Annotated in this window: 6 protein-coding genes; 4 read left to right on the forward strand and 2 right to left on the reverse strand. The window is 39.5% G+C overall.

The features are described from left to right. The first annotated feature begins 237 nt into the window (after window positions 1–237). Entirely contained in the window at window positions 238–4,347 is a 4,110-nt protein-coding gene (locus BC008_RS10060) for a hypothetical protein (RefSeq protein WP_027846223.1), read from the forward strand. Between the two features lie 253 nt (window positions 4,348–4,600). Further along, on the forward strand, window positions 4,601–5,800 hold the full coding sequence (locus BC008_RS10065) for an eCIS core domain-containing protein (protein WP_082650530.1): 1,200 nt from the start codon (window positions 4,601–4,603) through the stop codon (window positions 5,798–5,800). Between the two features lie 827 nt (window positions 5,801–6,627). Here the strand turns inward: BC008_RS10065 and BC008_RS10070 are convergent. Beyond that, window positions 6,628–7,020, reverse strand: coding sequence for a type II toxin-antitoxin system death-on-curing family toxin (locus BC008_RS10070; protein ID WP_027843391.1), 393 nt, complete (start codon window positions 7,018–7,020; stop codon window positions 6,628–6,630). Further along, window positions 7,013–7,216 carry an AbrB/MazE/SpoVT family DNA-binding domain-containing protein gene (locus BC008_RS10075; protein WP_235595845.1) on the reverse strand — a complete coding sequence of 68 codons (204 nt, stop codon included), beginning with the start codon at window positions 7,214–7,216 and terminating at the stop codon, window positions 7,013–7,015. Before BC008_RS10075 ends, BC008_RS10070 begins: the two co-directional genes overlap by 8 nt. Window positions 7,217–7,759: 543 nt before the next feature. Between BC008_RS10075 and BC008_RS10080 the strand changes: the two genes are divergently transcribed. After that, window positions 7,760–10,105: an eCIS core domain-containing protein gene (locus BC008_RS10080; protein ID WP_027843389.1), complete on the forward strand. Its 2,346-nt coding sequence runs from the start codon at window positions 7,760–7,762 to the stop codon at window positions 10,103–10,105. A gap of 422 nt (window positions 10,106–10,527) precedes the next feature. Further along, on the forward strand, window positions 10,528–12,651 hold the full coding sequence (locus BC008_RS10085) for an ATP-binding protein (protein ID WP_058183489.1): 2,124 nt from the start codon (window positions 10,528–10,530) through the stop codon (window positions 12,649–12,651). Window positions 12,652–12,843 lie beyond the last annotated feature (192 nt).

Consider the following 12,843-nt stretch of genomic DNA (forward strand, 5'->3'; position numbering starts at 1 on the left):
ATAATTATTGTGTATCCGTAGGACATAAGTCAAAAATTAAAAGTAATATGATGTCCACTTAATTACTTATGAAAAAATATGTTTGTAGTAGCGCTTTAGCGCCAATGTTTGTCTATTGCGCTAAAGCGCTACTACGAACCTTATTACAAGTGTTTTACCGGACATGATATAAGAAATCATAATTGTCAAAATTAAATGAAATCTTCTATTCCCTGTTTCCTTTTCCTACAGTAACAAATGAATATTCAAGCCCCTAAAATTGATGACCGCAGTTATGATGATATTGCCAATGAAACTACTGAGTTAGTCAAAAAAAATACAAATTGGCGACCCGGTGATGATGTTCAACCCGATGCTGGTTTAGCTTTAATTCGGATCTTTAGTAAGCTAGCTCATTTAGTCAGCGATCGCCTGAATAAGGTTCCAGATAAAAATTTTCTGGCTTTTCTTAGTTTAATTGGAAACCAACTTAAACCCCCAATTCCAGCGAAGGTTCCCCTGACATTTTACTTGGTGGATGGTTCACCGGTTGATGCTTTTGTCCCTTCTAATACTCAAGTTGCTGCACCGGAAACTGAAACCGAAGCAGAGGTTGTTTTCACCACGGAAGAAGAATTAGTCGTCACTCGTTCCCAACTGAAAGCGGTTTTTGTTCGGGATCCTCTTCAGGATCGCTACAGTGATAATACCCCCGTTGCTACGGGAATGATTGATGGAAATTTTCCCGCTTTTACAGGAAATAAACCAATCGAACATTCTCTCTATTTAGCTTGCGATGAATTTCTCACTCTTCCTAGTTCTAAAAATGTCACTTTAACTTTTCATTCGACCCAGGCTTCAGATTTGAAACTTTTACCTATTAGTTGGTCAACTTGGGATGGGGAAAGTTGGAACACGATTTTTGGAATTGTTGAAGGTTTAACTGTCGAGCTTGATATCAGTTTACCTCGATTTAAAGTTAATCCAGGAAAAGCAATTGATGGAGCAGGTCGGGAGATTATTTTAACTGAAATAAAGTCTTTTAATTTAGATGATAAGGAAAATTATATTTTAGCTGATTATCGCAATAAAAATGTCTTAATTGTGATTTCCTCCGCTTCTCAAATCGAAGTTGTTAAAGAAGAAGATTTTGCAGAAAAATCTGGAAATACTTATATTCGCTTAGCTTATTTAAAAGTTGATGAAAATGGAAAAATTACCCATGCACCGTTAGTCAGAGAGTCCAACCAAGAAGGAGAAAACCAAGAAGGACAAGAGTCAGAAGAAGAATGGGTTGTTGTTTTCAATAATCTTTCTGCTTTACAAAAATCTACGATTAATGGAGAAGAAAAAGCATGGTTAAAAGGTAGCTTAAATACGCCTTTAGTCTATGGTAGTTTAGAGCGAGCTAATAATTCTTTGCTTAATAATTCTTTGGCTAATAATTATTCGCCTAATATAAGTAAGATCGATCTACAGGTGAATATTGACCAAAGTGGATTAGAAGCAGATATTTGTTTACTAAATACAACCCAATTAGATATTAGTAAGGATTTCTTCCCTTTTGGAGAACAACCCAAATTTAATGATAGTTTATATATTGCTTGTCAAGAAGCTTTTTCTCAATCTGGGTGTACCGTTACTTTAGATATTAAACTCAGTGAAACGGCAATAAATAATGTCAATACTCAAGGGGGAATTGAATTAGTTTGGGAGGTGGGGATAGGTCAAAAATGGCAAGAAATTGGACGTTCTAACAGTATCAATTCTAATAGTAGTAATCAAGCAAGTTTTAACGACAGTACCCAAGCCTTTACTCAAGAAGGAATAGTAACTTTTCAAGTTCCCGATACTATTCAAGAACAAGAAGTCAATGGAACAAGTAATTATTGGCTACGAGTGAGAATTATTAAAGGTAATTATGGGATAACAACAGGAAATACTCAGTCTTCAACCTTAACCTATCTTAATACTGCTGTAAATAGAGGGGCAACAACCATTAATGTAGATAGTGTGAGGGGATTTATGCCTGGAGATATAATTAAACTAATCGGGGAATCTAGTGAAGATATAACAATAAGTGAGATTAATCCCAGTAATAATCAAATTACTGTAGGAAGGCAACTTAATCATAATTACAATATAGGAACAACCGTAAAATTAATCGGAGATGCGTTAGCTCCTCCTTCTTTTCAATCTCTTCCCATTAGTTATACACAGGAATTAAACACTACCTCATCAAATAACTCAGGTGATGCAAAACTTCACGGATTGACATATAACGATTTTCAATATGTCAATCCTTTTGATGGTGAGATTTTTCAACCTTTTCAATTATTTACTACAGGGAAAGATGCAGATCCAGCAATTTATTTAGGTTTCGACCAACCTTTCCCCAATCGTTTAATTACCCTTTATGCTCAAGTTGAACACCTGTCTCCGGGAAATGTGATGAGCAGAACAACTCAACTGAGACAGGCTGTAAATTCGGGAGAAAATACTTCAGCAGTTGAACAAGTTTGGGGATTTAAAGTCAAACAAATTATCCGCATCGATCCAGGTGGATTGTACCAAGAAGACCAGGAAATTCTGGGGATTAATCAAGAAGAAGACAAACTTATTTTACAAGATAATTTAACCCATACCCATCCTGCAGGGACATCTGTGGAAATCTTACCGGAATCTGTACAAATCCGTTGGGAATATCAAAATGCAGACGGTTGGGAATCTTTAGGTGCAATTGATGAAACAGATAGTTTAACCGAAAGGGGATTAATTCGTTTTATCGGTGTAACGGATTGGATTTCTACAACAGATTTTAATCAATCGCCCCTCTACTGGTTAAGGGTACGCTGGGATAAAGGTGATTACTTGGTTCAACCTCATTTACGCCGCATCCTAACCAATACCATTTGGGCAAGTCAAGTAACTTTACATCCAGAAGAAATATTAGGTTCAAGTACAGGAAATCCTGACCAATCTTTTTCTCCCATTGATTCCCCAATCTTACCAGGGCAAGTCTTGGAAGTACGAGAAATTCTCTCAGAAACCGAACGCCAGAATATTATTAATAATAATCATAAGAATATAGGTAAAGATTCGCTCACAGAAATCCGCGATCAAAGTGGGAATATCGAAGAAACCTGGGTGAGATGGGAAGAAGTTACAGATTTTTATGGTTCCCAGAAAGGCGATCGCCATTATGTACTTAATCATCTCACAGGAGAGATTCGCTTTGGTGATGGACAACGGGGAATGATTCCTCCCCTAGGACAAAATAATGTTCGTTTCTCCTATCGTAGTGGTGGAGGAACACAAGGAAATCGAAAATCCCAATCCGTTACTCAACTCAAAACCACTATTCCTTATATTGATCGGGTGGTTAATTTAGAATCTGCAAGTGGAGGTGTGGGACAACAAACCTTGGAACAAATAAAAACCCAAGGACCAACCTTGTTACGACATCGAAATCGAGCGGTAACTTTGCAGGATCTGGAAGATTTAGCACGGGATTCATCTTCTAATCTGGCTAGAGTTAAAGCCATTACCCCGAAATTTAATCCCAAAAGCTTACAATGGTTACCAAATTATCACCTTATTTTGAATAGTGCCGGAACAATAACCATTACTCTAGATAATCTTCCCCTAGCCCGTTTACAAGTAAAAATTTATGGACCAGGACAGGGAAATCCTTATGAGTCAAAAGTCATTGAGAAAACTGAAACCGCATGGGAATATACGGTAACACCAGAACAGTTTCAGTTGGGAAGTGAATGGAAAATTACTTTCAAAAATGTCGATCTAAATCAACCATCAGCTTCCGTAACAGGTAAATGTGAATACCCTGGAGGAGTTCAAAGCCTGGAATTTTCTTATCCCAGTCCAAATCCCAATCGTACAGATACCAATAATCAAATAATTGAAGCAGGAAGAGTAGAACTGATTATTGTCCCCCAAAGTGAGGCGAATCAACCAACACCGAGTATAGGATTACTCAACTGGGTTGAAACTTATATAAAAGATCGCAGTACACCGACATTTTCCTTGAATGTAACCGAACCAGATTGGGTAAAAATTACTGTAAGTGCAACCATTGTTCCCCAATCGCTTCAAGATGGAGACCGAATCAAGCAAACAACCATGGAACGAGTTACTCAATTTCTGCATCCCCTTACAGGAGGAGATGACGGAACCGGATGGGAATTTGGTCGGATTCCCCATGAATCCGATTTGTATGGTTTGATTGAATCCATATCTGGGGTTGATTATGTTGATTCTCTAACCATTGAGTACCCAGAGTTAAGTGAGGTGGCTTTGGATCGATTTCTGATTTATTCTGGATCGCATCAAATTAAAATAAGTAGTTAGGCAAAATTATTTGTACATTTGTCATTGCGAGTGCAGCGAAGCAAAACGAAGCAATCCCAACACCTTGCGATTGCTTCGCTGTCGCTCGCAATGACACAAATAATTTTGCATACCCACTTACCAACTTAGTCGCTGACAATTAACGGTTTGTAACGAAATATAACAGGCTGTAGTTCTTCAGTTCATGATAGGTGTATGAAGAGGTACTTTGTAAATGATATCCCTAGGGTCTTAAAAAGGCAGGTGTTTCCCCATGTACCACAAGCGAAGTTCCGAAAAACCATCCCGGTCAACTCGGTCAACGCCAAGAAGTAAGAACATCACCTCCAGTTTGAGTCATGCTCCCTTATCTTCAGTGGTGCAAAGGGCGCAACAAGACCCAAATAAGGTGAGTGGGGATGAGTGGCAGCAGTTAGATAGTGCGATTGGAACAAATGCAACGGGAGAGGTTTTGGCGGGGGAACAGTGGATACCTGAGTTTAAGGGCATTTCCGGGCAGCTTTGGGGGGGTGCTGCGATACAGATGAAGAGTATTGATGACAACAAATATTCACAAGTGGAGCAAGAAAACAAAACAGGCTTACCAGATAACTTGAAAGCAGGAATAGAAAATCTCTCTGGTATATCAATGGATGATGTGAGAGTTCACTACAATTCCTCTAAGCCTAGTGAATTACAGGCTTTGGCTTATACCCAGGGTACAAATATTCATGTGGGACCAGGGCAAGAAAAGTACCTTCCCCATGAGGCATGGCATGTAGTTCAGCAGAAGCAGGGAAGAGTGCATAAGATGGTGGAGCCGAGGAAAGGGGTATGGCTCAATATGGAACCAGGATTAGAGAAAGAAGCCGAGGTGATGGGAACTCAGGCGAAGAAGCGGGGATGGCATAATAGTCCGATGAGTTATGACCTTGCCGCCCCCGCAGACAAACTGGTTCAAGAACCTCAGGGAGGAAAGCAGGGCATGCCGGTTGTACAAGCCAAGTTGTCCGATTATGCAACTTATCCCATTGAGTGGTTGATGGTAAAATCACATAAGTTCTTGCCTCAACCAAATACCCAACCAGATTGTAATCTATGCGCGTATTACGCATACTATCATTACACTAACGGTGGGACCGATAAGGCAACATTTAATCAGCGAGCCATAACACATTACCAGACTAGACTAGAGATGAACTTCGCAGATGCACAAGCGATGTATCAAGGTGGTAACGACCCAAGTGTATTAGAGTCATTCCAACTTAACTTACACACTACTATACCGACGAGGGCTGTGAGGAAATTCATAGTAGCAGGGACGATGAATGGGGGAGGTCATTTTTGGACAATAAAGCGAATAGGGTGGCACTGGTGGAGTTTCGATAGTTATCATCAGCAAGCACCAAGCAGGATAATGGACTTGAATGCTTATCTGGGCGTCCAACCCCCCAGTACCACCTATTGGTATTAAAGTTAAGTGCGATCGCCGATCTTGTAGGTTGGGTTGAGAAACGAAACCCAACAAAAGAACCCTTATTTGATTATTATGATGGCTTTTTAACGAGTTAAACTATTGGATGTTAGGTTAAACCAAGTGCTACACAACTTTGGTTTTATTCCTTGCCAATAGACGATATTCCATATAGTTTAGTAGGCTGGGTGAAACGAAGTTTAACCCAACACTGTCACCGTTTTTGTGCGTGTTGATTACTGGTAGTATAGTAAGATTTACGTTATAAAGTGTTGGGTTTCGTTCCTCAACCTAACCTACGCCTGAAGTGCTTGATAAAGCCAGAGCTAGGTAGGTTGGGTGGAAGGAACGAAGTGTAACCCAACACAGTCAACCACGAACGTGGATTTCGATTGCGGTTAATATGGTTATATTTATCAATACCTTCGCCAATTTACGAGGATGAGTTGATGTATAAACTCCCATTTTTACGATCTTTGGCAAAAACAATAAGTCTTAAAAATTCCTTCACGGTTTTGCGCAAGGTTATTTTTAACGTATTGCCTACAGTATAAAGGTTCCAAGAGTTCAGACTATCTTGTAAGCGAAACGCTGATATATGGGTTGTTTTGCCATTTTTGCCAAAATTTTTCTAGGCTCTTATTTTGGCAAAGGCATTGATTTATGTTATGAACTGTTGGGTTTCCTTGCGTCAACCCAACCTACGTGAGTGCCATTGGTAAGAAGAATAGTAGGTTGGATAGAACGATAATGCGATCGCGCACTTCAATCAATCAGATAATACCCATCCCGCACATAACGCTAAACACTCGAATACAGCAAACCACCTACTCCTCCTTAGAAGAATATTGCTTCAACCACTGCGCCAACTCATCTTCAGAGAGTTCTCCCGAAGCCAGCGATCGCATCACTAGCACTACTTCCGGCTCAGGTGCATTCAGAACACAGCCATTCACCTTCAGAAACGCATACATCACCTGAAACGCCGTACGCTTATTGCCGTCAATAAACGGATGATTTCTAGCAATCCCATAACCATAGTCCGCCGCTAATCTATAAATATCTACCCCTTCTTCATACCCATAGCGATGTCTCCCGCGGGCAAGGGCACTTTCCAACAAGCCCTCATCCCGCAAACCATACGCCCCACCATGAGTCGCAACTTGGTCATCATGAATCATCTGCACCATTACAGTAGTAATCCAAATTGGCTCAGCCATCCGCCAACTCTCGCATTGCATTGCGATACTGGGATGCTCCTTGTTTATAAGCTGCCATCACCTGCTCGAATTGTGGATCGTAAGCCGTCAACTTAATGCCATCCTCCATTACTACCAGAGTTAGAGAATCCCCTTCTTTTAAATTAAATTTATCCAAGATTTCCTTAGGAAAGGTGGTACCTATGGAGTTGCCCACTTTCCGTAGTTTTATTTCCATGATTTAACTCAGCGCTTAGGTTATTACTATTGTAATCACGCAAATTACTATACAAACAAACCAAAAACGAATAGAGTTTGGTCTACCTGATTAAAATTGAAAGGTAAAACATCGTAGTAGCTTGGGTTGAGGAACGAAACTCAACAAAACAACCCTTATTTGATAACAATGAGGGCTTTCTAATGCAATACGGTTCAGTAAGGCTAAATCTCAACATTGACATAGGTTGGAGGAACAAACTACATAACCCAACATTTATCAGGTTTTGTTGGGTTGCGCTTTTGCTTAACCCAACCTACAAAAACACTTAATTCAACTGTATTGCTTTCTAATGATGAAACAACGGTAAAATCTAATCATTAATGCCAGTAGCGCGCAGCATACTAAAATTTCGTTCTCCCTCATCACCGACATATTTGCATATTGTCAATATCATTGCAATATAATTACACAAATCACTAACGTTAGAAACAACTTTTCAAATCCCGTTTATATTCCCCAATCTGGACCAGGACATACAACATGTACCGTCAAAAAATATCCAAGAAATCATCACCTGCTGCTAAATGGCAACAAGAAAGTAATCATATAAATCAATTTCCACCTTACAGTTCTTTATCTACAGTGGTGCAAAGGGCGCAACAAGACCCAAATAAGGTGAGTGGGGATGAGTGGGAACAGTTAGACAGTGCGATCGGTACAAGGGCTACAGGAAAAATATTTGCAGGGAAGGAAACACCCTGGGTACCGGAATATAAAGGGATATCTAACCAGCTTTGGGGTCATGTAGGAAATGGGAGTGCACCCATACAAACGAAACTGAACATTGGGGGGGTGGGGGATAAGTATGAGCAGGAGGCGGATCGAGTTGCAGCATCGGTGGTACAGCAAATCAATCATCCTGCAACTGTTTCTCAGGCTCACGATAAGATGGCGGATGGGAAGGAAATGCAGCCTAAACTTGGACTGAGAATGAAACCAATGTTGCAGCATCGACAACCCATTGGTGGTGGTGAAGCTTCAGCGGAATTGTCCGGGCAGATAAATCGAGCCAGGGGGGGTGGACAACCTTTAGATACTGGTTTACAGCAGTCCATAGGACAGGCGATGGGAGCCGATTTTAGTGGTGTGCGGGTGCATACAGATAAACGCGCAGATAGATTGAATCAGTCGTTGAGTTCCCTAGCTTTTACCACGGGGCGTGATTTGTTTTTTAAGAAAGGTAACTATCAACCGGGGAGTCGTGAGGGACAAAGGTTAATTGCTCATGAGTTAGCTCACGTGGTACAGCAGAAAAAACAAGGTAACCAACAAGATAATCAGCGGTCAAATTCATCATCAATAATTCAGAAAAAAGCTTATATCGGCAATGAATATCGTGACTATGCTGAGGAATTAGACGACAAGCAAGGTGACGATGAAAATAGTAAAAAAGTAGCACAAATAGCGAATGATGATATAACGAGACGCTTTAAAGATACAAAGGAATTAGAAAGCTACGCACAAAACCAAAATGATCCATCTGTTGACCATATTGGTTTAATAGAAACAAAAAATTTAACAGAAAAATATCAGTGGATAAGAGTAGATCAGTTTACAGTATTAGGGGAAAACCATGGGTCTCCGAAAGCTCCCACTATAATTGAAGCTATTGGTACAAAGAGATTCCGTTATGAAGGGTTTAGCGACTATAGTTCGGCTATTAATAATAGCGAGTTTCCCGAGTTTATAAAGGAGGAGGAAACCAAGAAATTGGAGCGTTTGGGACTAACACGAGACGAAGAAAATATACATTACGTAGAGGGAATTATACCGAAGTATGCAAGGATGATGCCAGATGCAATGGCAATAGTAAAAGTCCAGAGGGGAGAAAAGCTTAATGGAAAGGAACAAACGAATAATAAACTTCCTGAACTCACAGTAGGGAAGGAGTTTGGACAAGGCTACAACTACCTCAAAGGTATGTTGTCAGGGCTCAAGGATGCTCTAAAATTAACTCAAACTTTACATACTCAGAATTCAACAAACAACAACAAATCAAAAACAAAATCACCCGCGGGAGCATTTCCCGAAAAGATTAGTCAATTTTATGGAAAAAACAAAAAGCTAATCGATCAATGTATATATCAATTGGAAGAAAGTTTAAGTAACGGTAGGATCCCAGACCTTAGTCAGCGTAATTTTCCACTAACACCTAACCATTTGGGGCAAATAAAAAATATCTTTGTGGAAGGTGCAAAAACCGAACTTAAGATGAAATATCAAAGATCGCGGTTAGCATGGAAAAAACAACTAGATATTAAAAATCGAACAGATCAGCAGTATACGACAGAGGCACGTGAGTTAGATTTACTCAGAGATGCTTCAATGTACAGCTATATACAAGAGTCAAAAGATAGCGACTTGTTGTTCATTATCGGATACGATCACCAAACAAAGCTAAAACCAGTTTTGGACAAGAAGAATATAAAAAATATGAGTGATAACGATTTTATGAATGAACAACGAGAATTAAATGTGGATGCGAAATATGGTCATCCAAATGTAACAGAGTTAATAAAGCCCAAGAAAGAGGAGTATAGTAACCTTTGGAAACGTAGCGGGCCGCTAAAATTAAAAGAGTTAGGCAGTAATTTGCAAGAGGCGCTTAACGATGACAAAGTGACAGCCATTCTACCAGAACTTCGCTCGCCGCTAAAGTGGGGTAAAGTAGGAGATGGAGATGTGCGAAAACTTGAAAATATTAAGGAAATTTATGTTGACGAAAAGAAAATAGCAGTCTGGGGAACAGCAGACATCGATGGGAAGCAATTGAATATAAGAATTGACGAAGTGGACTTAAAAAAAGAATTGAAGAAGTGGACTTAAAAAGGTTTAGGAATTTGCGAGCGCCGATTTTGTCGATTGGGTTGAGGAACGAAACCTAAGAAAACTACTATTGGATGTTAGGTAAAACAAAGTTTTGTAGTTTTGTAGGTTAGTGTAACTCAACAAAGTCTGCCCTTATTGTGCGTGTCGATTACGGGAGTGAAGGAGATATTTACGTTATAAGGTGTTGGGTTTCCTTGGGTCTACTAATAATTGTGAAAATGATTCCTCAATATGATATAAATTTTATTCTGCAACTGATAATTGTTGGGTTTGCTTACCTCAACCCTACCTACGGCTGAAGTCCTTGATAACGCCAGAGAAATTTATCCCCATTTCGATAAAGATTTTTTAGGGGTACTAGTGAAAGCGCTAAAGCAGCAGAAAATATATTTAATTATTCAATTAACAAAGAAGTTGAAATGGCAGAAGTTTCAATCCCAGTAGTTTCAACTGCAGAAGTTGAAATTAGCCCTGATTTAAATGGGTTGCAACCTCTCCTCCTGCAATTAGATCGGCGAATTCAAGAAGCCTACTCTGTTTTGCAAAGTGAGTCACAAGCAGAAGGAAAAGCAATTTTGACATGGTGGCAAAAAACTGGGATTTCATTAGAAGGAACATCAATTCCAATTCGCTCAAATTCCCTCATTGCATGGCTGCAAAAAACATTTAATTTATCGGCTTTTGACTTAGAAATTTTGGCGATCGCACTTGCGCCAGAATTAGATTGTCAATATGAAAGGATTTATGTCTATCTCCAAGATGAACTCAGCAGTAAAAGACCCACAGTAGATTTGGTTTTAAACATGCTGTGTTCCAACATTGGCGAAAAATTATTACGACGCAAACATTTTACTACAAACGCCCCTTTGATTCACCATGGTTTGCTCCACCTCACCTCAGAACCAACCCTACTCAGATGTCATCTCAACCTTGACCCCCAGGTAATTAGATTACTATTACAACCACAACCAGGGTTAGATTCCCGCCTCACATCTTGTTGTCAATTGTTAGCTCCAACCCAATTATCCCATAATTTATATCTCCAGGCAGATATACAAAAAAAACTGCAACTGCTATTAAAGTCAGATTGGCAAAAACAACAACCCCTGCTACTTTATTTTCAAGGGAGCGATCGCCAGGGGAAACGCCACACTGCTCATATGCTCGCCACAACCCTAGAAGTTCCCTTGTTAGTTGCAGACTTAGCAAAAATGGTAGAAGATAAAGCCAATTTTGAAGAAAAACTGCAACTTTTGTGGCGAGAAGCTTGGTTTTTTGACCGTTTCCTGTATTTGGATAACTTTGATATTCTCTACCTTGAGGAGAATCAAATTTTCTATTCATTCTTCCTCAGGGAAATGGCGAGAAATCGGGGTATTACTATCCTAAGTGGAGTAAAAAATTGGATACCCACAAGCAACGGAGCAATGGGTGTAATTACAGTTCCCTTTACAATACCTGAATCTAAGCAACGCAAAGATTGCTGGCGAACCAATCTACAAGTAGCACAAATTGACATAGAAGATAAAGAATTAGATATATTGAGCGATCGCTTTCGTCTCACCCCAGATCAAATTGCCGATGCAGTTGCTACTGCTTATAATACTGCTCGTTGGCAATCAAGTAAAAATAAATATTCTCAGGACTCAGACACTCAAAACCCAGACAAACCACAAGTATCATTTGTTAACTTATGCAGTGCAGCTCGCGCTCAATCCGGTCATGAATTAACAACCCTAGCTCGTAAAGTAGAACCGAAATACACTTGGAACGATATCGTACTCCCTCAAAATCAACTCACACAATTACAAGATATTTGTAAAGAAGCAGAATATCAAAATTTAGTTCATCAACAATGGGGATTCGCAGAAAAATTATCTTTAGGTAAAGGATTAAATGTTTTATTTTCAGGTTCTCCCGGTACCGGAAAAACAATGGCTGCGGAAGTAATTGCCCATCACCTACAATTAGATTTATATAAAATTGATTTATCACAAATAGTTAGTAAATACATTGGTGATACCGAGAAAAACCTCAACCGCATTTTTACCGCAGCCCAAAACTCTAACGCTATCCTTTTATTCGATGAAGCAGATTCCTTATTTGGAAAGCGTTCTGAAGTTAAAGATTCTCGCGATCGCTACGCTAATATTGAAGTCGGTTATCTGCTGCAAAAAATGGAAGAATATGCAGGAATAGCCATTTTAACTACCAATGCTCGTAGTAACATGGATGAAGCCTTTGAAAGAAGGCTCAGATTTATAATCGAATTTCCCTTACCCGACACAAACCAGCGTCATTTAATTTGGCAGAAAATTTTTCCTCAAAACGCACCACTCGACCCCAACTTAGATTTAGATTTTCTCGCTCAAAATTTTGAAATTACAGGTGCAAATATTCGTAACATAGCACTCACAGCAGCTTTTTTAGCAGCAGACGATGGGGGAGTAATTGAGATGGTGCATTTAATACAAGCAATGCGTCGGGAGTATCAGAAAATGGGACAGATTCTTTGGGACAAAGATTTCAGCAAATATCCATAAAGTTAAGTACCAGGGAACAGGGAACAGGGAACAGGGAACAGGTAACAAAAAATTTCCTAACCCAAAAACGTAGTGCTATACCTGTGGAACTTACGGCAAACTAGTTAAAACTACCAGACAATATTTCTAGAATATTCAGGAATATAGAAGAATATTAGAACCTTTGTCACTCAAATAGAACTTTACAAAAGT

The sequence above is a fragment of the Mastigocoleus testarum BC008 genome (assembly GCF_001456025.1).
In the GTDB taxonomy this organism is placed as follows: Bacteria; Cyanobacteriota; Cyanobacteriia; order Cyanobacteriales; family Nostocaceae; genus Mastigocoleus; species Mastigocoleus testarum.